Raw genomic sequence first — 22,051 nt, forward strand, 5'->3', positions numbered from 1 at the left:
TACTAGAATGTAATGATGTTGAAGGTAAGCTATGATAGGTATTTCTCAATTACAATTTCCTTCAAAGGAATCTAGCAGGCTAAAGTTTGTTAGTTATTTTGCAACTTTTGTTTCTTTAAGCATTATCACTAATCCTGTTAGTGTTCTTTTTTCTCTTGGTACTATATTCTTCAGGTCTGAAATTAAAACTCTTTATATCTACAAAGAAATAAAAACGGCAAAACAGCAAAAAATGAGCAAAAGGGAATATTGGGAAATATTTTTTAAGAACAATGCAATCAAGGTAGCAGCCTTCCTCTTGTTTTCTGCTTTCATAACATATCTCACTTTCACCTCCACTTTCTTACTAATTTCGTTACTGGGAACTATACCACTTACAATGCTATTGGTTTTATTGCAGAGTGAACTGAGACCAAAAGATTTTAACCCATTTACACTGCTTAAAGCTTCCATGAATTTCTTTCGGGAAGGCATGAAAGAGAACTTACGTGGGCTAGTCAATAGCTTTGATATTAAGCTCGAACATTTACTGCCCCATCAATTAAATGATGATATCATTGAAAATGTTGATAAATTAAAAGATAAGTATGGCGAACAAGTACCTGAAGACGTAATCAAAAATGATGAATATATTCAATTCATTGGATATATAAACAATTCATATGAGCTTAGTGGTGAAGATAAAGGAAGAGTAATTGCATTTTTAAATGACTTTTGCAAAGATGATCAAAAGCATAGCTCTGGTTTCACAGGTGGGCAGATTTTACTTCTAGTTCTGAGAGCCTGCAATGATGGAGATAGAGAAGCTGTAAAAAATAAAAAAGACGCGTTAATTACAAATTTGCTTGATAGCCAAACTTTCTCTAGAAAAGAGCGGATTCCTAACACCTGTTTTACTGGTATTGTCTACAGAATGTTAAGCACGCTAGAGGGAATTCATCCTGACCCAGAAATTAGATTTACTACTCCACAGCAAATATCAATTTCAGAGGCAGAAAATGAAGCACGTAAGTTTATGTTAGACAGGTTAAAAAATAAGAAAAACAATAAAGAAATCTTTAATGCTTGGTATAAGGTTCAGAACAATTCTGGTGACAATGAAAGTCAAAAAATAGTTGATGATTTTATTTCAGAAGTAAGTATTCCTTTAATGAGAAAATTACTGGGTTTTACTTCTCAATATAGTGAACAAATTGTGCTGACGTTAATAAAAAGTATCAACTTTATAAAGTTAAATAAATTACAATGTTTTGAACTGAGTCAGTACATGGGAGATAAGCTGGAGGTATATGGTTTAAGTGATCAAGAAAGTTTACTTGAAAGCATCCAAAAAAAAGTCTTTCTAGAGCTTTTAAACCAAAATTTACTCAAGACAGATTTTTCTCTTAAGGATTCATCTCTGGATGAAGCTAAGAGAATAGCTGACAAAATAATAATAGGAGAGGTTGAAAAATTTAGGTCAGAAGCTGCTGAAAAGGCTGGAAAAGTTAGCCCTATAGAGGCTCAAATAGATACTGTATTGCGGGATCTGTCAGCCTTGCCACGAGAAAGGAAGTGTTGCATTGCGTATAGCAGGCTAAGTAACCAGTATAAAGGTAATGAAAGAGAGATAATGGAGAACATCTTACTAAAAAAATTAGAGATAACGAAAAAAGAAATGAATAAGATGCTAGAAGAGAATGATATACGTAAGCTAAAATTAGCACTTGATGATGCATGTAAGAAAAGTGGAAAAAGCATGGAAGAAATGATAAAAGAAGTAGAAGAAGTAGTCTCAAGTCGTTTCTTGCATGGAGTATCTGTTAGTAATATAGCAACAGGGTCAGCACATGAATTATAAAAACTTATGTTCCTTGCCCTGCAGAAGATTCACAATATTTCTGTGGTGTTTAAAAAAAATCAGTGCTCCTATAATTAGTAATGTTAAGAATAGATCCACTTTGAAAAAGAATGAAGTTATCACGGCTATTGTAATAGCACTTAATGAAGCAAGAGAAGAATATCTAAAGATAAAAAATACCACTATCCAGGCAAATATAAATATCAAGGCAATTGGCATATTAAGTGCTATCAACACTCCCAAAGTTGTTGCCACTCCCTTTCCTCCACTGAATTTTAGCCAAATAGGAAACATGTGCCCTAAAACTGCTAAAATTGCAGATACATATATATAAAAATCGTTATTATCACAAAATTGTTGTGCTATATAAATGGCAATAAATCCCTTAAAAGAATCCAGAAGTAATGCTAGAGCAGCAAGACATTTATTTCCTGTTCTTGCAACGTTTGTAGCGCCAATGTTTCCTGAACCTACTTCTCTTAAGTTTATCCCTTTTATTCTTGTAATGATTAAGCTAAACGGTATTGAACCGAGTACGTAGGATAGTATAAGGATTACGTACTTCTCCATCATTCTAGCATCCTCTCTCTTGTCATCCCAGTGCGTGACACTGGGATCCAGCGAACTTTGTTCGCAAACGAACCTAGTAGATAAATATAAAATTTTACATTAAAACATAACACTATGGTGGAACTATATACAAAATAGATCCCAGTGTCACGCACTGGGATGACAAGAGGGAATTTTGGGATGACAAGAAAGAGTTTTGGGATGACAAGAGGGAGTTTTGCTATGACAAGAAAATGGCACTGGAATGACACCATTAGTTGTACATGTTGCTTTAAAATATAAAGTTCGTACAATTGTGTGTCAGTTACTGAAATGACATCTGTTGTTGTACCTTCATATGCCAAAATTTAATTAATTTTATTATTTCTCAGCCTTTTTAGGTAGCACTGAACTTCATCGTTAATCTGATTACTAAACAGTATAAGCGCTGTCATGTTGATGAGAGCTAAACAAGAGAACAAAGTTCCACCGATATTGGCAATAGCCATTATATCTTTAGAAAGACCAGAAAAAAACGCTACAATTATTACTGCTATGCGGTATATCACTATACTTTTTGCACCGAATAAATATAGCCACCCCATTTCACAACAATATACAAACGAAATTACTGAAGAAAATGCAAACAAAGGTGCAGCTATTGTTAGAAGTATAGGAAACCACGGAGAAACTGTCTCAAATGCTTTTTGAGTGATTAATATCCCTTCACCAACACTAGTCTGGTATGCACCTGTTATTACTATTGTTATTCCTGTTAAACAGCAAATTAACATTGTGTCAAAGCATGGTTCTATCATAGCGACTAGGCCAGTTCTTACTGGTTCTTCATCTTTAGTTGTTGCATGAGTAATTGCAGCAGAGCCAACACCAGCTTCGCTGGCAAAAATTGCTCTTTGAATTCCAGCAACAAATGCTCCTACCATCCCTCCGCCAACAGCATTAAAATCTATCATGCTGGAAAATAATATCTTAAATGTGTGACCAAGATTGTGGATATTAAATCCAATAATAACAAGGCAGCTACATATATATATGAGTGACATAATAGGCACTAGTGCAGAAGATACTCTAGCTATCCTTTTAATTCCGCCAATAATCACTAGAGCAAGCAGCGCAGAGATTATGGAAGAAAGAAACCAAGAGTGACCATCTACCCAACTTGAATAGCCAGATAATATTGAAACCATTTGGTTGGTTTGAAACGCTACACTTCCACCAAGACCTGATAATACAAAGAATACTGCATATATTGCAGCTAAAACAATACCAAGTTTTTTAAATCCAAATTCCTCCAGACCATTCCTTATATACTGAAAGGGACCACTAAACAATTGCTCCTGATCTTCTGTTCTATGTCTAAATGCTAAAGTCACTTCCGCAAATTTTGCTGACATACCAAAAAAACCTGTAATCATCATCCAAGGCACCGCTCCTGGCCCTCCCATTGAAACTGCAATTGCGACTCCAGCAGCAGTTCCAAGGCCTACTGTGCTTGAAAGTGCAGTCATAAATGCCTGAAAATGCGTAATATGACCATCATGGTGATTCGTGTCATATTTTCCACATAAAATAGCAAACGCATGCTTAAACATTCTTATGTTGAGAAATCCAAAACGTAATGTTAGAAACACATAACCAAAAGCTAGTAGAAAGATTATAAATGGCACGTAAAGGATTTTGAAAAACAGCACTTCATTCATGAAGTTATTTATTCCATTCAACACAGCATCATAACTTTCATAAAAACCTGAAGCAGCGTACACATCATTAAACAATAGGCAAAATAACACCATACAAAGCAATCTATAAATCATGTTTAATACCCTTTAGAATTGTAATAAGAATCTATTGTATTCAAAACTTCCCTTCTTAGTAGATATATTGCAACAGCATTTGGAATCATAAGGCACATGAACAAACTGTCGCCTAGGTAAGATATAAATTCTATATTTTTTGACATACAACTAATATACACTGAAACCACTATAAGGATTTGGAACGGTATCAGTATTTTTTTATTACCAAATAAATACAGCAGAGCAACTTCACAGTAGTAACAATAAGCTATTATTGTAGAAAATGCAAAGGAAAACATCATTAGCGGAAAAACTAACTTGCTGAACAAGGGCAAAGCTGTTGAAAATACCGAGCTAATTAATGTAATATCACCCACGTTATCAGTGCTATGCATACCAGTGATAATTATCACAATACCAGTCAAAAATGAGATTAATATTGTGTCTATAAGTGGTGCAATCATTGCAACGCATCCAACTTTAATTGGATCTTTTTCTTTTACAGCTGAATGTGCTATAGCTGCTGTTCCGGTACCTGCTTCGTTAGCAAACACTGATCTTCTCACTCCGGCTATTAATCCGCTCAATACTCCGCCTCCTATAGCTGATTTATTGAAGATGTCTTGGAATATTATGGATAGAACATTCAGCAAATTACTTCTGTTTACATAAATTAAATTGTAAAAGACAAGATTTAATGTGACAGACAAGAATTAACTGACAGAAGAATTGAGGTAGTCAAAACTAATATCAGGCTCTTGTTTAATGCTACTAATGTTTTTCTGAAAAGCAATATATTTACTATCAAAAAACGTTTGCATAGGTGTTTTGCCATAGCAATACTTACCCGAGTGAGGCCTTGTCTCATTATAAGAACGCAACCAATAATCAACATCAATCTGTAGATCTTCCAAAGAATTGTAGATTTTCTTTCTAAAGATAATATTGTAACACTCATCTTGCATGGTTCTATGAAATCTTTCACATATGCCATTGGTTTGTGGAGAGTTGGCTTTGGTTCTAGAATGATCGATATTTTCGATTCCCAAATATAACTGATAAGCGTGATTTTCTGGCTTGCCACAATACTCTGTACCCCTATCAGTTAGAATGTGTAATAATGGAATTTTCTGCTCATCAAAAAATGGAATAACTCTATCGTTGAGGAGGTCTGCAGCTGTAATAGCTGTTCTGTCCGTGTAAAGTTTAACCATTGCAACTCTCGAATAAGTATCAACAAAAGTCTGCTGATAAATTAGCCCTATACCTTTGATATTGCCCACATAATAGGTATCTTGAGAACCCAAATAACCTGGATGTTGTGTCTCAATTTCACCATGAGCTTCCCTTTGTTCTTTAACTTTTTCTAAAGCTGTAAGTTGTTCTTCAGTTAAAATGATTCCTTCTTAAGCTACTTTTGTCTCTAGCGCTTTAAGTCTCTTTTTGAGAGTTTCAAGGTCATTTCTTAGCCATACAGACCTTACTCCTCCCTGAGAAATTATTATACCTCTTTTTCTCAGTTCATTTGCAGCTCTTTCTTGCCCATATGCTGGAAATTCTGTTGCTATACCAATCACTGCTCTTTCTATATCGTCGGAAACTCTGTTCGCTAATAGCGGTTTTTTCTTACTTATTTCATGTAATGCTTCCTCTCCTCCATTTTCATATAACTCCTTAAACCGATAAAATGTATCTCTTGAGTATCCCATCACTTTGCATGCTTGAGATACATTTCCTAGTTGTTTTGCTAGCTCTAATAACCCTAGCTTTGGTTTTAGTATTTTTGTTTGTATTGTACTCATTTCTAACACTCCTTTCTTTTATTATTTTATAACTTACTTATTTTAAGTGTCAGATCAAGTCCTATTTAATACACTTAATCCCTTTCACAATCTCCTATCTATTGTTTCTTAAACCATACCCCTGAACGGATACCTTTGCTGACTATTAAGGCACTATGCAACAGTAAACCCATTTTATGCTTTGTATAAGCTTTAGAAATACTGCCTAGTCTCTTGGTCTTTATATGAGAGTCAAAATCCAAATAACTTGTATCTTGAACTGAAAAGACCAACTGGTTTCCTTTTATTCTTTCCTTAGTTTCTTTATAATGGGAAGAATAAATTTCCTTATCTTCAAGCTTTTCATTGCTTATATGCACCCTTAGCTTCTTTCCACCCACTACAACTTTGATTAATTGAACCAGATGCCTTACCCTCTATGCAATAACTTGTTTTTATAAGTCTTTTATTAAGCCTTATATCTCCCAAATTAATGTGTTTTAACTCTCTTTCCAGCCATTTATCCCCTAAGCCATCTGTATATTGCACGCTTGTACTTGTTTCTATCATTTTGATCCTAAATTATTTAGCTTACTCACTTTTTACATTTGTGGGTAAAAGTAAGCACTATATACCATCGCTTTCCCTACTTTAAAAAAATATATTATACCTTTATCATTCGCTTTTGAAAATACTATAAAACAGAAACAAAAGTGCTGTTTATTGCAGCTTTTGGGTAATTTAATGGTAAAAATTTTAGAGAGAAATTTTATACACTATCACTGATATTTTCCCTTAAGTTGACGCCATTGCCTGAACAGATACACTCGGATTTTTTATATAACTATATTTACTATCTTATTTGGTACAGCATATACAGTGCGAACTTTGCTTTGATCGATCTTACTGGACACAGAGTCTATCGCTATTTTCTTCAATTCTTCTTGAGGTAAGTTAATTGCTACCTTTATTGTTGTGCGTAATTTTCCATTGATTTGCACTGCTATAGTTACCGTATCGTCAACTAATAATGATTCATCAGCTTTTGGCCAAGGTTGACCTCCTATTTCTTGCCATAGGCTTTCAGCTAGATGTGGTATGAATGGTTCGATTACTCTGATTAATATACATATACCTTCATCAATAAGAGATTTTCCAGTTTTTACATCTATTTCAGCTATTAAATTCGTCATCTCACGAAATTTTGCCACTACACAGTTTAATCTGCAGTTTTCCAAGTCATCTGTAAGTCCGTGTAAGAGTTTATGGATTTTTTTTCTATATCCTAGAAGTTTACCCGTAACGCCTTCATTATTATAGTGTATATTCACAGGCCTTAGCTGCATTACCATACGCCACAATTTATTTATATAGCGAAAACAACCTTCCACACCATCATCAGACCATTCCATATCTTTTTCTGGAGGAGTGTCAGACAACACGAATAAGCGAGCAGTATCAGCACCGTACTTTTCTATGATAAAATTTGGATCAACTGTGTTCTTTTTCGATTTGCTCATCTTCTCGACTTTCCCAACTTGAACCTTAACACCCTGTGCCATCAATTCTTTTGCTTCTTCAGGAAACAACCATTTGCCATTTTCATCTTTGTAAGTTACATGGCAAACCATTCCTTGAGTGATTAAAGTAGAGAAAGGCTCTTTAATAGCAAAATAGCCACATTTGGTTAAAGCACGGCAGAAAAATCTTGAATAAAGCAAATGCAGAATCGCATGCTCTATTCCACCTATATAATAATCAACAGGCATAAAACGATTACATGCATCTTTGTCTATTGATTTATTTTCACTACAAAATGCAGCAAAATACCAAGAAGATTCAAAAAAAGTGTCGAATGTATCAGTTTCACGCTCTGCTTGCTTTCCACACTTTGGACAATCAACAAATTTCCAAGTTGGGTGTTTGTCAAGCGGATTACCACCACTTGTAAATTTTATATCCGTTGGTAGAACCACAGGAAGGTCTTTTTCTGGAACTTGCATAGTTCCACAGTCTTTGCAATATATGATAGGTATAGGGCATCCCCAATAACGTTGTCTCGAAATTCCCCAATCATGTAAACGATAGTTTGTTGTTTTCTCACCTATCCCTTTTTCTTTGAGCTTTTTAATGATTACTTCCTTTGCTCTACTTACCGTTAATCCGTTTAAGAACTCAGAGTTAAACATTATCCCATCAACGACCTTCAAGGTCTCTATAGTTTGTGCACCCTCTTCACGAATTACGGGAATTATCGGCAAATTATATTTCTGCGCAAATTCAAAATCACGCTGATCATGTGCAGGGCAACCAAAAATCGCGCCTTCTCCATATTCCATCAACACAAAATTCGCTATGTAAAGTGGCAATTCCTTATCAAGAAATGGATGTTTGACGTTTAATCCGGTGTAAATTCCAATTTTTTCATCATTCTTCCCATTTGTTTTTATGTTATCGATAAAGTCCTGTATTTCCTTGTTTTTTAAATCCTGCACAATAGGGTGCTCTGCTGCCACTGCACAAAAAGAAGCCCCAAATAAAGTATGAGGATAAGTTGTAAAAACCTTCAATTTCTTATTTAAGCCAACTACTTCAAACTCTATAGTTGCTCCTTCAGATTTTCCTATCCAACGCTCCTGCATTGTTTTGACTTTTTCTGGCCAATTTTTCAAACTTTGCAGGCATTTGAGTAAGTCTTCAGCGAAATCAGTAATCTTTAAAAACCATTGGGACAACTTACGTTTTTCAACAACTGCACCTGATCGCCACCCTTTTCCATCAACCACCTGTTCATTTGCAAGCACTGTTTGGTCCACTGGATCCCAGTTAACCCATGACTCTTTTCGATAGGCAAGCCCATGCTTTAAAAAATCCAGGAAAAATTTTTGTTCGTGTTTGTAGTAATCAGGCTCACATGTGGAGAGTTCACGCTCCCAATTATAAGAAAGACCTATAGATTTCAACTGTGTACGCATATTATCTATATTCTCTTTTGTCCATGTTTCAGGGCTAATATTATTGTCCCTTGCTGCATTTTCAGCTGGTAATCCAAACGCATCCCAGCCAATTGGATGCAAAACCTCAAATCCACGAGCTCTCTTGTAACGCGCTATCACATCCCCTATTGCATAGTTACGTAAGTGCCCCATATGAATTTTACCGGATGGATATGGAAACATCTCCAATACGTAACATTTCTCTTGTTCACTATTCTTGCTTACAGAAAAATCCCATTTATCTTGATAAAATTTTTCAACACTTTTAAAATCATATTTCATATAAATCCAAATTCAATTACAGTTCACATGCATCAAAGGATCAACCGCTTGGCCATTATGCCGTATTGTGAAACACATCTGTGGATCTTTATCTTGTGTGCTTGATTTACCTGCAGATCCAATCACTTGACCTTGCTTTACTTTATCACCAATTTCAACATGTATGTTTTTTAAATAGGAGTACACAGTCATGTAATTATCTTTGTGTTCTACTATAATTAAATTTCCATACCATCTCAGCCCTTTGCCTACATATACCACTTTGCCGGGTGCAGAGGCAACTACATTCGTTCCATTTTGAGCAGCAATTTTTATGCCATCCTTACACATTTCATCAGAAGAGGTAGCTGAAATAACTGTACCTTTAACTGGCATTACAAATTTGCAATTTACCCCCACATTTTGTGCATTATTGTTATCTTTGTATATCCTATTTATGATGGCTTTTCTATTTTCTTTTTTTATTAAAGGCTCCCTAATTAAATGGTACTCTCTTGTATATTCTAGCTCTCTTTTTCCGTAAAATTCTTCGCCTTTAAGCAGCACAGGTGCAGGTTTTTGCAGGCCACAGCCTATTAATATTGCTAATAATATAAGAAATGAAGCTATATGCCACATTTTAGATATATCAACTCTCACAAAACTCCAAAATTTTAGCGAGACGTAGTGTTTCACGCCTGTTCGTTACTTTCCTCGTTATTTATTTTACTAGTTAAATAATCCCTCAAATCGGTAAGTTCTTGCAACAAATTCTTTGGATCACGATTGACTTTTATATCATTACCAAATTCTTTTTGCACTCCTTTTATTGTATATCCTTTATCATATAGCATGTATTTTACTTTCTTTATGGCCTCTATACACTTACGATCATATAGCCTTCTTCCTTTACGCTTTGTAGGCTTAATTTGATGAAATTGACCTTCCCAAAATCTTAAAACATGCTGTTCCAAATGTAGCTCTTCAGCTACTTCCCCAATCGTATAAAATAATTTTTCCTTATTCATTAATTATTGATTAATTTTTTTATAATTTTTGAAGGCCTAAAAGAAATTGAATTTCTTGCCTGAATCATCACTTTCTCTGATGTATTTGGTATATTTCCTGGTCTTTCCTTCTTTTTCTTAACCAAGAATGTTCCAAATGACGATATTTTTACTATTCCATCCTTTGCCAAGCTTGTCTTTATTTCGTTCAATATATCATCTATTATCGAAGCAGAGTCTTCCTTTGATAATCCTATTTCTTGGTTTATATTTTCAGCTATCGTTGCCTTAGTTACTGTTGTGTCTTTTGTTGTAACGTGATCCATTATTGATAAATATTACAATACGTAAATATAATATAGCAATCGACTCGAGATTCAGCTACTTTATTTTTTAGGGTATGTCTCTTCTGTAGCATAATTTAAAATACTAGCAACTGCCAACATTACAAATATTGCAAAAAGCGCCATTTGATGATCTGTAAAAAGTGCTAGCATTGACACTATAATTCCGCTGACAATAAACATAAACCCATTGATAATGGATGATGATGTGCTAATGTATTTTCGTTTCACAATCTCGCTGCCGACAGTAAAATTAAGCATATGTCCTCCCGCAAAAAACCCGAACATTAACATACAAAAGTACACAACGTGGACTGTTAAATGGCTGCATAGTAAAATAACAATTGAGACGCCTTGCAATAAAGCAAAAGCAGAAATTACATATTTCCTATTTTTAAATAAGTTTGAGATTCGATCTGCAATTGGAGCACCAACTGCAAGACCAAGCCATAGTATTGCGGTTGCTATACCTGACTCCATTGTATTGAGTTCTGAGTTGCCCAGTAACCTTGGAGCCCACAGGGTGCTCAGTGCTAAAAATGTTCCAAAAGTAATAGCACCCACCACTGAAGTTATCCAGATATCTCTTAATTTTAGCACTGTGAGTACAGAGCACATTACTGTTCTTATAGAGTTTTGTATTGTGCATTCTTCTGAACTGCTTTCTGGAAGTGTGTTTGGACAAAAGAGTGTAAGTACAAATATCAACACACCAAATAGTATTATGCATATAATCATATTCTTCCAATCTGCACCTTCGGCAAGCAAGCTAGAGAACAATATTTGAATTATCAGTGCAGAAAGGCTTGAAATTGTCTGCACTAGTGAAAACATTAGTCCAAATTGGGCAGCGGAAAAACATATGCTACTTGTATGAGCAGCACCAATAAAACCAAATGATGCTCCAGTTGCAATCAACACTTGAGACAAAATCAAATGGGAAAAATTGTCACTATTAATAAGGACAAAAAACCCCAAGATCATAGTTGATAATGAGAAAAAATAAATTTTTTTACTGGAAAAAACATTAAACGTTGCCCCACTAAAAAATTGTAAGATGGCAAAAGTCCAAGTGTATGCTGAATTAGCTAGCGCAACTTGCGCGATTGTAAGTCCAAGTTCTTTTTCAAGATTCATACTTATAAAAGCATAAACTATCTGAATATTGCTGAATATAACAACCAAGTTACTGATCAGCCAAATGAACCAAGCCTTAGCTCTGCTTTCCATAAGATTTATTTTTATAAGTAATCTATTAGAAATTTAACACTAAGTCTCTTTTTAAGCTATTGTTTCCTGAATAAGTGCTGGACTTGACTTCCTTTAGCTTTATTGTACAATTAAATAATTTTATTCTAGAGGTTGGTAATATGGCACCACAAGATAAATCTCAATTCAAAAAGTTTGACAATATACTAGCAAGAATAAGTGACGCCATTGATTCTGGTAAGGGTGATTCTATTGAGATTTATGATGAAATAAAAAATTAGCTGAGAGAAGAACTTAATAATGTATATGAAGAATGGAAAAATAGTGAATTTAATTCAAACTTCAGATTCAAATTAGATGATGGTTATGAAGTAGAAACAACGCTACTGCACATTGCCATTCAATGCAGGAAAAGTGCTGCATGTGCACCACTAGTCCAATGCTTGTTAGATCAGGGAGCTGATCCCAACGTACAAGATAGTCCTTATAGTAGTTTTACCTTAACCTGTGTCCTAATGCCTTTTTTAAACCACCCGTGTCCAATCTTTGAATGTGTGCCAAACCGCGATTCATCGAAGAAAAACAGCTCTTTTCCAGGATACATGACAATAGTTTCATTAAGATTTTTTTTTAAACTCCTCTTGTTTACTTTTATCTTGTCCGTTATGCACTGGTCTTGGTGTGATATATGAGAATTTCATTCTTTGCATATTACGGTGTACTGTAGACTTGCTAAACCAAACCTTTCCTGAATTCTTATTTTCATTTCTTTTATAGTAATATTGGGGTTTTCCTCTATCCACACCTCAACTTGTTCAAGTTGGCTTTGGTTCAATATAGTTTTTCTACGGCGTTGAGGTGGAGCAAATAATTTTTCTTCTCTGCCAAATTTTAGGTCATGCAGTAAGTGCCTTTCTTGAAATGCAACATATTTTTGCTACGGCTGTTATACTATGCTTTTTTGCTGCAATTACAGCATTTAGTTTTTTTGCAACATATGCGTTGTTTCTTACTTTCTTCAGCATTTCTTTTGCTCACTTTTTCATCCAATAATTTTGATCTTAATGCCATTTAAACCTCGCTATTTTACTTACTCCAGTATGGCTTTTTTTCCATTATTGTCTATCCGTTACTTGTATAGCGGGAATTGGTATAACTAATTTACTTATCAACATATCCACTAACTATAATCTGTATACCGCTACACAGTTAGAAGTATTTTTTGATTTTACAATACAGCTTGAGATTCAATTTTTATAATTTTCTTGTTGACTAGCCAGACGGTTGTAAGTTGGAAATATGATATAAAAGAAGCAAGAAGGAAGATAACCTTATAAAAATGTGGTTATCGCAGGCTTGAGCGACCGTAAGACGTTAGTATTATAACATACGTAGATATCAAGGTCTATCCTTCGAGACGTTTGAATAGTTGTTTGGGACATATATATGCACCCGTTTACAATCTTAAATTTTAACTTAAACTCTCGAGGTTTTTTATGGTTACATCTTATCAAAATTTTATTGGCATTGATATAGGAAAATTTGAATTTGTTACTGCAGTTAATGAACAAAAAGGTATCATCAAATTTGACAATAATTGTGCTGGTTGGAAACAATTCTACCAAAAATTTTCAAATATCTTACCCAATTCCATGGTAATTTTAGAAGCTACAGGAGGTTATGAGCTTGGCTTATTGTATTTTCTTATTGATAGAAACATTGCTGTGCATCGTGCTAATACTCGTCAAGTTAAAAACTTCATTCTATCTCATGGAACTTTGGCAAAGACTGACAGTCTGGATGCAAAAGCGCTTGCCCAATATGGTTCTGAGCGTTGTAGACATCTGCAGCTATTTACACCTATCTCAAAAGAACAAACTACCTTGTTTGCACTTTGCCAGCGTCGTGACGATATTACGAAAATGCTTGTTCAAGAGAAGAATAGGTTAAAAACTCCTGGAAATGATTACATTAAGGAAAGTTGTCAACAAGCTATTGAATTCCTCAACAACCAGGTAGAAAAGCTTGATCAAGCTATACAAAAAATAGTCAACGAAAATCCTGAATTGCAACGATGCCAAAAAATTCTTGAAACAGTCCCTGGAATAGGTAGAAAAACCTCTCAATGTTTATTGTGTCTCATACCGGAACTTGGTTCTTTAAATAAAAGGCAAATTGCAAGCCTTGCAGGTGTTGCACCTCATCCTAAGGAAAGTGGTAAAGCTATTGGCTACCGAAGGATTATAGGTGGGAGAAGTAACGTTCGTTCAAAGCTCTTTACAGCTGCCATGGCTGCTCAAATCTGTACTTGGTGCCTTTTATTCTAAGCTTATTGAAAGTGGTAAGAAGAAGATGGTGGCTATAACAGCTCTAATGCGTAAAATTATAGTAATTGCTAATGCAAGACTTAAAGAAGCAGTCAATGTGAATATTTTAAAATTTACATAGCAGTAACTGAAATGAGTTAATGAATGTTGTGAATAAGTACGTCCACACAGACTTAAAGTACTTATTCACATATTCATTGGCTTAAGCAGGTAGTAGCTGTTTGATATAAATTCTATTTCTATGACAAACGGGTTTTTATTGCCCATATGAAGTTGCAAAATTGCACAATAAAAAATTTTTAAAAAACATAGTTGATATCTACCTTCTCGGCTTGCTGCTTTTGATAAAGTGTGGTTTTCAAGACCATATCAAATAGATCCTATTAAAAATCAATCGAATCTTCACATGTTTGTTCTTCATAAAAGAAGTTCAATGTTATCGTAGTACCAAGTTTTGCTTCACTTTTAATGTCGAAAGTTCCACCCATTAACTCTACTAATTTCTTGCTTAGCGGTAATCCGATGCCCGTACCTTCATTTCTATATCCCGAATCTGCTTGGCCAAAAACAGACATAACTTTATATATATCCTGCTGCATTATTCCTATTCCATTGTCATGAAACTCAATAGTTAATAAGTTTTTTTCTATATTTTCTTTTATCACCATCCTTATTAAACCATCTTTGGGAGTAAACTTGATTGAGTTTGATAATAAATTTATTATAACTTGTTTCATTCTCTTAGGATCTGCAATGACTAATAATTGTTTATTAGTCATCTCTTTTTTTAAATTAATCCCGGCTTCTTTTAATTTAGGTAATAGCATATTTACGCATGAATCTATTATTTTGTTCAGGTTAAACTTCACTTTTTCTACTGTTAAACTACTTGATTCAGCTTTTGAAAAATCTAACACATCATTAATTAAGGTAAGTAAGTGTGTTCCTGCATTATATATATCGTCTGCATACTCCTTGTATTGAGAGTTATCCATTGAACCTAAAGTTTCATTTTTGATCAACTCCGCAAATCCAATAATAGCATTAAGAGGTGTGCGTAATTCATGTGTAACGCTTGCAAAAAATTTTAGCTTATTTGCATTTTCTTGCTCTAATGCCTCTTTTATCTGCTGTAATTCAATGTTAGTTTTATGTTGCTTGGCTAGCATTTGGGTATTAGAAAATTGCAAATAGAACATTATTAATATTAAAATTATTAATAATAAGCCCAAAAATGTTAAAAATAGGCCATATGCTATAACATAAGAATTATTGTAGTTTCGAAGAATCTTCAAAAAAAACGACGGTTTAACGCTATTTTCATGGAATATAGGAAAAATAGAAGTTAATGTATTTCCTGTAGTATAAAATATTTCTTGGTTACTTAATAGTTCATCAATTTCATCGTTTGTAAGTAACTGTTCATAATCATAATCTTGAGTGTTAAAATTACTGAATATTATTCTGCTGTTTTGATCATACAGTATTAAGCTGAAATCCTTTACTTTGCTCACTGATTGTAATAATTCAGCACGCAGTTTTACCAGTTGGTTTATGTAGTCAAAATTTTTGTATTTAATGTGATGCTTTTCTATTAGTAAATAATGGTATTTTTTTATTATGCCATTTTCCAGTATACTTTTTAAGTTTACACTTGAATCACGGTAAGAAGAAAGGAAATTACTCCTTAGTAAATAATTACAATATATCACACTAAATAAAATCATAAAGATCGATGAGAGTAATGCAATAACTTTTGTGTATTTGTTTTTCTCCAGCGCAGAGAACATTGATTTACCTAGCTTATACATATCCTTCTTATTGTGAAACAAAGGTTTTTATGTTATTAATAATAAAATTTAGCATATAATATTTTATGACAATTTCTCCTATTTTGCCAGTTTATTCTCCTGTTAACATAAATTTTTCTTATGGTAAAGGTATTTACTTGTATGATATTGACGGTAAGCGCTACGTAGATTTTCACTCTGGAATAGCCGTTAGTAGCTTAGGTCACACCAATTCGCGATTAATTAGTGCTCTAAAATTGCAAGGAGAAGAATTATGGCATATATCAAATACCTATAATATACCTGCTGCCAATAATTTTGCAGAAAAATTAATAAACAACAGTTTCGCTGACACTGTATTTTTCTCAAATTCTGGATCAGAGGCAGTAGAATGTGGGCTTAAGATTGCTAGGGTCTATCAAAACGGAAAAGGCAATAAAAACCGTCACAGAATTTTAACATTCCATGGTGCATTTCATGGAAGAACCTTCCTAACTTGTGCTGCAAACGATAAACAGAAATTTTCTGAATTACTGAGTCCCTGTATTGATTGGTGTGATAATATCGAGCCCAATATTGAGAGTGTAAAGAAAGCAATTTCAAGTGGTATAGGCGTTATATTAATAGAACCAATACAAGGGCAAGGTGGTATCAAAGTAATGAATGAAGTCTTTATGAAAGAACTAAGAAAGCTGTGTGATGAAAATGACATATTGTTATTTTTTGATTGCGTACAATGCGGTGCTGGTAGGACAGGAAAATTATTCGCATACGAACATATAGGAGTGGAACCTGATATATGTGCTCTTGCAAAGGGAATAGGAGGAGGCTTTCCGCTAGGGGCTTGTCTTGCAACTGAAAGGGCTGCTAAGTATATGGCGGTCGGTATGCACGGTTCCACTTTTGGTGGCAATCCGCTTGCAACCTCAGTAGGTAATGCTGTGCTCGAAGAATTGCTCAGTCCTGGCTTTTTGAAAAATGTTGAAATTAGAGGTAAGTATTTAAAAAATAAATTAGAAGACTTAGCAAGTAAATTTCCAATAATAGAAGAAGTGAGAGGGAAAGGGTTAATGCTTGGAATAAAGGTGAAAGCAGACAATCAAAAGTTTGCAAAAGAATTAAGTTACCGCGGCTTGCTTACTGTTGGGGTAACATCAGATAACATTGTGAGAATTTTACCTCCACTAATTATCACTGAAAAAGAGATTGATGAAGGAATTGAGATTCTTAGACAATACTTATCTGAGAAATCTTCTAGTTAAAGACTAAACCTTCCTGCTCGCTAATTGTTGGCTGTACTAAAACTGCGGACAAGTCAGTAGCTACTTCATTCATGCATTTTACCTTATCTTGCTCTTTTATCAATGTAAGTCCATTTATATCACTTAGTGAGTCAAACTTTGTTGCATCCTCAAATATAAATGATTGTAAGGTGCTTTTTGGAATACAGAAGATGTAAAAGATAAGATTTAATGTGACAGACAAGAATTAACTGACAGAAGAATTGAGGTAGTCAAAACTAATATCAGGCTCTTGTTTAATGCTACTAATGTTTTTCTGAAAAGCAATATATTTACTATCAAAAAACGTTTGCATAGGTGTTTTGCCATAGCAATACTTACCCGAGTGAGGCCTTGTCTCATTATAAGAACGCAACCAATAATCAACATCAATCTGTAGATCTTCCAAAGAATTGTAGATTTTCTTTCTAAAGATAATATTGTAACACTCATCTTGCATGGTTCTATGAAATCTTTCACATATGCCATTGGTTTGTGGAGAGTTGGCTTTGGTTCTAGAATGATCGATATTTTCGATTCCCAAATATAACTGATAAGCGTGATTTTCTGGCTTGCCACAATACTCTGTACCCCTATCAGTTAGAATGCGTAATAATGGAATTTTCTGCTCATCAAAAAATGGAATAACTCTATCGTTGAGGAGGTCTGCAGCTGTAATAGCTGTTCTGTCCGTGTAAAGTTTAACCATTGCAACTCTCGAATAAGTATCAACAAAAGTCTGCTGATAAATTAGCCCTATACCTTTGATATTGCCCACATAATAGGTATCTTGAGAACCCAAATAACCTGGATGTTGTGTCTCAATTTCACCATGAGCTTCCCTTTGTTCTTTAACTTTTTCTAAAGCTGTAAGTTGTTCTTCAGTTAAAATGATTCCTTCTTAAGCTACTTTTGTCTCTAGCGCTTTAAGTCTCTTTTTGAGAGTTTCAAGGTCATTTCTTAGCCATACAGACCTTACTCCTCCCTGAGAAATTATTATACCTCTTTTTCTCAGTTCATTTGCAGCTCTTTCTTGCCCATATGCTGGAAATTCTGTTGCTATACCAATCACTGCTCTTTCTATATCGTCGGAAACTCTGTTCGCTAATAGCGGTTTTTTCTTACTTATTTCATGTAATGCTTCCTCTCCTCCATTTTCATATAACTCCTTAAACCGATAAAATGTATCTCTTGAGTATCCCATCACTTTGCATGCTTGAGATACATTTCCTAGTTGTTTTGCTAGCTCTAATAACCCTAGCTTTGGTTTTAGTATTTTTGTTTGTATTGTACTCATTTCTAACACTCCTTTCTTTTATTATTTTATAACTTACTTATTTTAAGTGTCAGATCAAGTCCTATTTAATACAATTAATGTTAGCACAATAAATTAAGTTTAGTAAGATTTTTGTTAAAATATTAATTGACTAGTGGTGTAAGTTATTGTAATATTAGCCTATATGGTTAATATTTTAAATAATCAATATGCCAAAATACGTTAACAAATATGTTAATCATACTGCTGAATCTATTGTATCGAAAGTCTATACTGATAAAAAAAATGTTAAAGTTAGAGTATCTTTGAAAACTGTAAATGAGGAAATTGAGAAAATTTTTTCAAAGCAGCAGATTACAGAGTTTCTAAATCAATCCACTAACATAAGGAACCGCAAAAACGAACTTGCTATCAGTAAAAATATAGAGCAAGGCATCACTGAAGACATAGAAGGTATACGTAGAGAAAATGGTAGATATGTATATAAAGCACTGAACCTATCAGCTGAAGAACAATACGAGAAATTGTTTGAAGGTGAGCAAGCTATCAAATTTAATTTGAATGGCTTTATGTCAGATAGCATATCAAAAATTGTACAATTAAAAGATAGATTTGAAGAAATTTTGGATTTTGATCCCGAAGAAGGCCCATGTCATCCATTAAATTATTTTATTACTCTTTTAGGATTAAAGAATAGGGAAGACTTCGCTGGATTTCTCAAATCTGGTGATGTTGTATCTGAACAAGATTTTATAGCTTATGTTAATGGAAGAAAAGAACAAACGATTGGGTTATTAGCAATACAGATCTTGCCACAATGCTTACCTATTCTTCATATTCAGAGCATTGAAAGACGTGAAGGAGATGCATTTTATGATGAAGTAATATATGAACAACCATGTGACGATTTATCTGCAACAAAAACACGAGTCAATATTGACCAGGAACGAGTCAAATGCGCTTTAAATGATGTAGAAATAGGATGCTACTTAGAATTTAATTTCTCCTGTTATGCTTGCAATAATAATGAAAGCAATGATGATGATGACGAGAATATTGCACATTCCATGCTGGTGTATAAAGCGGAGAATGGTAAATACATATTTTTTGACCCTAATAGAGGAGCGGTTGGCTTTTGTCCTGATACAGGAGTTGCTAATTTTACGTCAGAGGAAGTTTGTAGGGCAGTAGAGCTGGCTGTAAACTCTTATTCATATAATATGTATATTGAAAATTCTCCAGACCATTGTGAGATTTATGTTACGCTTAAAAATGCAACATTAATGTTAAAGAGAGCTGAAAAATTTTATGAAACAACAGAAAGGACAAACTCAAAAATAGTCGATATATCGGTTGATGAAAATATTGGTGAGTTGTTGCTTACTCCTGCAAATTCATGAAGAAATTTACGCATATGCCTTTATCTTTAAGATTATTTATCAAGTATAGACATCAGCTCGTCCCATTCTCTTTTACCAATATTACTTTCTTCTCTGGTAACGTTTTCCCCTTTAATTAATTTGCGAATTATTTCTAGACCAGTTCTTGAAATACAAGCTGATTCTAGGCAATATTCAACAAAGGCATTGTAGGCCAATGGGACCCATTTTTTTATTATATCCAGCATAACTTCTGCATAAACTCTGATTTCATATTGGGCATGCTTATCAGCTCTAAGCTTCAAAAAATGAAGGAGGTTATGCAGATCTATTTTCCAATAAAATTGCGTGTAGTAATTAAGCGTTAGATTAGTTCGGGCAATTTCTCTTGCAAGCCCCTGCTCAATAAATTTCTCATAATGAGAATATACTAAATTAGAGTCATTTGTTAGAGAATCTATTATTTCCTTTGAGGTATAGAGGTCAAAAGCTTCACCGCTACCTTGTTTATTATTATCAGATTGTTTTGCAATCTGTTCTGGTTTTGGTATATAAAATTCATTGTTAAGTATTGAATATCTTGCCGAATATTCATTCACATTTGCAGTTCTATGCCTTATCCATTGCCTTGCAACAAAAATTGGAAGTTTCACGTGAAACTTAATTTCACACATTTCAAATGGAGTTGTATGATGATGTCTCATTAAATACTTTATAAGTGCTTCATCCTGACTTATCTGTTTTGTTCCCTTGCCATAAGAAACACGAGCAGCTTGAACTATAGCGCTATCAGAGCCCATATAATCCACTACTCGAATAAATCCATGGTCTAATACCTTATGTTCTTTATATAAGATTTCATCTATTTCTTTTACTGTAGTTCGTTTAGTTGCTTCATTCATAAAATATCCTCAAGATGAAATGGAAATATCAGCTCCACATGAATTGAGTTTTTCGTGCATTGCTTCATATCCTCTCCATAAATGATGCGAATTATTTATTGTAGTTTCTCCACCAGCTACCAAAGAAGCAAGTACCAAAGCTGCTGTTGACCTTAAGTCAGTGGCACACAGATTAGCTCCAGATAAGCTTTTTATTCCACTTATAGTAGCTTTACTTTTCTCGATGCTGATATTAGCGCCTAACTTTCTCAATTCATCTGCATGTGCAAATCTGTTTTCAAAAATGTTCTCTTCAATTACTGATATCCCATCAGCGATGCACATTGCAGACATCAGTTGTGGTTGCATATCACTGGGAAAGTTGGGGTATGGATCTGTTGCAATGTTAGCAGACCTAATAGAGCAATTTTTTCTGGAAATCATAACCCCCTCATTATATATTTCAACATTAGCCCCTATAGCCTTCAATTCATTCACAATACATCTTATATCAGATAGACTTACTCCTTCTAACTCCAACTTACCATCGGTTATTATAGCAGCTAGTGCATAGGTGCCTGCTTCTATGCGATCTGGTATTATTTTATGAACACATCCATTTAATTCTTCAACTCCTGTTATTGTGATCCTTGTATCACTAATCTCAATATTAGCACCCATTTTCTTTAGGAACTCTATTAAATCAAGAACTTCCGGCTCCGTTGCAGCATTGTTTATTATTGTCACTCCTTCTGCAAGTGTTGCTGCCATTATTACATTTTCTGTTGCACCAACGCTTATTTTCTCAAGTATAACTTCTTTTCCTTGTAGCTTTCCTTTCACTGTTGCAATTATATTACAGCCTTCAACTTCAATTTTAGCTCCCATTTCTTCTAATGCTTTGATATGCATATCAACGGGACGCTTTCCAATATTGCACCCACCAGGAAAGACTGTTGTGATTTTACCAAATCTACTGAGAATTGGACCTAGCATTAAAAGAGATGCTCGCAGCTTACTTGCAGTTTCGTGTGACATTACGTGATTGTTGATATTACTGCAATCAATTTCCAAAGTATGATTTGCTTTATAATCTTTATTGTGTGTAAAGTTCACTTCCGCTCCAAGACTCTCAAGCAGCTTAGACATTAGATGCACATCAATTAAATCAGGTACATTATGCAAAATTACTGGAAAGCTACTCAATAGACTTGCTGCCATTATTGGTAAAACAGCATTTTTTGAACCATTAATCTTTATTTTTCCGACCAGAGGTTTATGGTTACTACTTACTAATATTTTGTGCATTTTAGA

General features: G+C 34.2%; 16 protein-coding genes and 5 pseudogenes. 4 read left to right on the plus strand and 17 right to left on the minus strand.

Annotated features, from left to right (window positions below; all coding sequences use genetic code 11):
- Positions 1-31: 31 nt before the first annotated feature.
- Positions 32-1,840 carry a hypothetical protein gene (locus tag ACE38O_RS05315; RefSeq protein WP_374698504.1) on the plus strand — a complete coding sequence of 603 codons (1,809 nt, stop codon included), beginning with the start codon at positions 32-34 and terminating at the stop codon, positions 1,838-1,840.
- On the opposite strand, the gene plsY is transcribed toward ACE38O_RS05315, so the two are convergent.
- The 12 genes and pseudogenes from plsY to ACE38O_RS05375 form a co-directional block, all read right to left on the minus strand.
- Complete coding sequence (gene plsY, locus ACE38O_RS05320; RefSeq protein ID WP_374699094.1) at positions 1,835-2,410, minus strand: glycerol-3-phosphate 1-O-acyltransferase PlsY; 576 nt, start codon at positions 2,408-2,410, stop codon at positions 1,835-1,837. The genes ACE38O_RS05315 and plsY overlap by 6 nt on opposite strands.
- Positions 2,410-2,754, minus strand: coding sequence for a hypothetical protein (locus ACE38O_RS05325; protein WP_374698505.1), 345 nt, complete (start codon positions 2,752-2,754; stop codon positions 2,410-2,412). Before ACE38O_RS05325 ends, plsY begins: the two co-directional genes overlap by 1 nt.
- Positions 2,755-2,757: 3 nt before the next feature.
- The gene (locus ACE38O_RS05330) at positions 2,758-4,224 is read right to left on the minus strand and encodes an alanine/glycine:cation symporter family protein (RefSeq protein ID WP_374698506.1); all 1,467 of its coding nucleotides are present in this window, start codon (positions 4,222-4,224) and stop codon (positions 2,758-2,760) included.
- Between the two features lie 2 nt (positions 4,225-4,226).
- Positions 4,227-4,883, minus strand: a pseudogene (locus ACE38O_RS05335) (alanine:cation symporter family protein); the annotation flags it as partial.
- Between the two features lie 36 nt (positions 4,884-4,919).
- A pseudogene (locus ACE38O_RS05340) lies at positions 4,920-6,008 on the minus strand (IS481 family transposase).
- A gap of 342 nt (positions 6,009-6,350) precedes the next feature.
- Positions 6,351-6,557, minus strand: coding sequence for a transposase DNA-binding-containing protein (locus ACE38O_RS05345; protein WP_374698260.1), 207 nt, complete (start codon positions 6,555-6,557; stop codon positions 6,351-6,353).
- Positions 6,558-6,823: 266 nt separating this feature from the next.
- Complete coding sequence (leuS, locus tag ACE38O_RS05350; protein ID WP_374698507.1) at positions 6,824-9,265, minus strand: leucine--tRNA ligase; 2,442 nt, start codon at positions 9,263-9,265, stop codon at positions 6,824-6,826.
- Positions 9,266-9,277: 12 nt separating this feature from the next.
- Entirely contained in the window at positions 9,278-9,883 is a 606-nt protein-coding gene (locus ACE38O_RS05355; RefSeq protein WP_253310003.1) for a murein hydrolase activator EnvC family protein, read from the minus strand.
- A gap of 53 nt (positions 9,884-9,936) precedes the next feature.
- The gene (locus ACE38O_RS05360; RefSeq protein WP_265033447.1) at positions 9,937-10,272 is read right to left on the minus strand and encodes a MerR family transcriptional regulator; all 336 of its coding nucleotides are present in this window, start codon (positions 10,270-10,272) and stop codon (positions 9,937-9,939) included.
- Positions 10,272-10,577, minus strand: coding sequence for an integration host factor subunit alpha (locus ACE38O_RS05365; RefSeq protein ID WP_341811964.1), 306 nt, complete (start codon positions 10,575-10,577; stop codon positions 10,272-10,274). The genes ACE38O_RS05360 and ACE38O_RS05365 overlap by 1 nt, the downstream gene beginning before the upstream one ends.
- Before the next feature lie 60 nt (positions 10,578-10,637).
- Positions 10,638-11,825, minus strand: a complete 1,188-nt coding sequence (locus ACE38O_RS05370; RefSeq protein WP_374698508.1) for an MFS transporter — start codon at positions 11,823-11,825, stop codon at positions 10,638-10,640.
- 469 nt (positions 11,826-12,294) lie between these two features.
- Positions 12,295-12,875 (minus strand): annotated as a pseudogene (locus ACE38O_RS05375) (winged helix-turn-helix domain-containing protein); the annotation flags it as partial.
- 425 nt (positions 12,876-13,300) lie between these two features.
- Here ACE38O_RS05375 and ACE38O_RS05380 point away from each other — a divergent pair.
- Positions 13,301-14,252 (plus strand): annotated as a pseudogene (locus ACE38O_RS05380) (IS110 family transposase).
- A gap of 262 nt (positions 14,253-14,514) precedes the next feature.
- On the opposite strand, the gene ACE38O_RS05385 reads toward ACE38O_RS05380, so the two are convergent.
- On the minus strand, positions 14,515-15,942 hold the full coding sequence (locus ACE38O_RS05385; protein ID WP_374699095.1) for a sensor histidine kinase: 1,428 nt from the start codon (positions 15,940-15,942) through the stop codon (positions 14,515-14,517).
- A gap of 65 nt (positions 15,943-16,007) precedes the next feature.
- On the opposite strand from ACE38O_RS05385, the gene ACE38O_RS05390 reads away from it, so the two are divergent.
- The gene (locus ACE38O_RS05390) at positions 16,008-17,183 is read left to right on the plus strand and encodes an aspartate aminotransferase family protein (RefSeq protein WP_374698509.1); all 1,176 of its coding nucleotides are present in this window, start codon (positions 16,008-16,010) and stop codon (positions 17,181-17,183) included.
- On the opposite strand, the gene ACE38O_RS05395 is transcribed toward ACE38O_RS05390, so the two are convergent.
- Together ACE38O_RS05395 and ACE38O_RS05400 are read right to left on the minus strand one after the other, a co-directional pair.
- Positions 17,176-17,406 (minus strand): hypothetical protein, encoded by a 231-nt coding sequence (locus ACE38O_RS05395; protein WP_374698510.1) that lies wholly within the window; start codon positions 17,404-17,406, stop codon positions 17,176-17,178. The two genes, ACE38O_RS05390 and ACE38O_RS05395, sit on opposite strands and share 8 nt — an antisense overlap.
- A 3-nt stretch (positions 17,407-17,409) precedes the next feature.
- Positions 17,410-18,498, minus strand: a pseudogene (locus tag ACE38O_RS05400) (IS481 family transposase).
- A 188-nt stretch (positions 18,499-18,686) separates the two neighbouring features.
- Here ACE38O_RS05400 and ACE38O_RS05405 point away from each other — a divergent pair.
- Positions 18,687-19,877 carry a hypothetical protein gene (locus ACE38O_RS05405; RefSeq protein WP_374698511.1) on the plus strand — a complete coding sequence of 397 codons (1,191 nt, stop codon included), beginning with the start codon at positions 18,687-18,689 and terminating at the stop codon, positions 19,875-19,877.
- A gap of 32 nt (positions 19,878-19,909) precedes the next feature.
- Here ACE38O_RS05405 and thyX read toward each other — a convergent pair whose 3' ends face one another.
- Together thyX and murA are read right to left on the minus strand one after the other, a co-directional pair.
- Complete coding sequence (gene thyX / locus ACE38O_RS05410) at positions 19,910-20,758, minus strand: FAD-dependent thymidylate synthase (protein ID WP_374698512.1); 849 nt, start codon at positions 20,756-20,758, stop codon at positions 19,910-19,912.
- Positions 20,759-20,767: 9 nt separating this feature from the next.
- Entirely contained in the window at positions 20,768-22,045 is a 1,278-nt protein-coding gene (gene murA, locus ACE38O_RS05415) for a UDP-N-acetylglucosamine 1-carboxyvinyltransferase (protein ID WP_374698513.1), read from the minus strand.
- Positions 22,046-22,051 lie beyond the last annotated feature (6 nt).

The sequence above is a fragment of the Wolbachia endosymbiont (group B) of Limnophora tigrina genome, from assembly GCF_964263235.1.
GTDB lineage: Bacteria > Pseudomonadota > Alphaproteobacteria > Rickettsiales > Anaplasmataceae > Wolbachia.

Excerpts from the sequence above, each read along its gene's own strand:
- ACE38O_RS05315 (WP_374698504.1), top strand. The coding sequence starts at position 32 with ATGATAGGTATTTCTCAATTACAATTTCCTTCAAAGGAATCTAGCAGG.
- plsY (WP_374699094.1), bottom strand. The coding sequence starts at position 2,410 with ATGGAGAAGTACGTAATCCTTATACTATCCTACGTACTCGGTTCAATA.
- ACE38O_RS05330 (WP_374698506.1), bottom strand. The coding sequence starts at position 4,224 with ATGATTTATAGATTGCTTTGTATGGTGTTATTTTGCCTATTGTTTAAT.
- ACE38O_RS05345 (WP_374698260.1), bottom strand. The coding sequence starts at position 6,557 with ATGATAGAAACAAGTACAAGCGTGCAATATACAGATGGCTTAGGGGAT.
- leuS (WP_374698507.1), bottom strand. The coding sequence starts at position 9,265 with ATGAAATATGATTTTAAAAGTGTTGAAAAATTTTATCAAGATAAATGG.
- ACE38O_RS05355 (WP_253310003.1), bottom strand. The coding sequence starts at position 9,883 with ATGTGGCATATAGCTTCATTTCTTATATTATTAGCAATATTAATAGGC.
- ACE38O_RS05360 (WP_265033447.1), bottom strand. The coding sequence starts at position 10,272 with ATGAATAAGGAAAAATTATTTTATACGATTGGGGAAGTAGCTGAAGAG.
- ACE38O_RS05365 (WP_341811964.1), bottom strand. The coding sequence starts at position 10,577 with ATGGATCACGTTACAACAAAAGACACAACAGTAACTAAGGCAACGATA.
- ACE38O_RS05370 (WP_374698508.1), bottom strand. The coding sequence starts at position 11,825 with ATGGAAAGCAGAGCTAAGGCTTGGTTCATTTGGCTGATCAGTAACTTG.
- ACE38O_RS05385 (WP_374699095.1), bottom strand. The coding sequence starts at position 15,942 with ATGTATAAGCTAGGTAAATCAATGTTCTCTGCGCTGGAGAAAAACAAA.
- ACE38O_RS05390 (WP_374698509.1), top strand. The coding sequence starts at position 16,008 with ATGACAATTTCTCCTATTTTGCCAGTTTATTCTCCTGTTAACATAAAT.
- ACE38O_RS05405 (WP_374698511.1), top strand. The coding sequence starts at position 18,687 with ATGCCAAAATACGTTAACAAATATGTTAATCATACTGCTGAATCTATT.
- thyX (WP_374698512.1), bottom strand. The coding sequence starts at position 20,758 with ATGAATGAAGCAACTAAACGAACTACAGTAAAAGAAATAGATGAAATC.
- murA (WP_374698513.1), bottom strand. The coding sequence starts at position 22,045 with ATGCACAAAATATTAGTAAGTAGTAACCATAAACCTCTGGTCGGAAAA.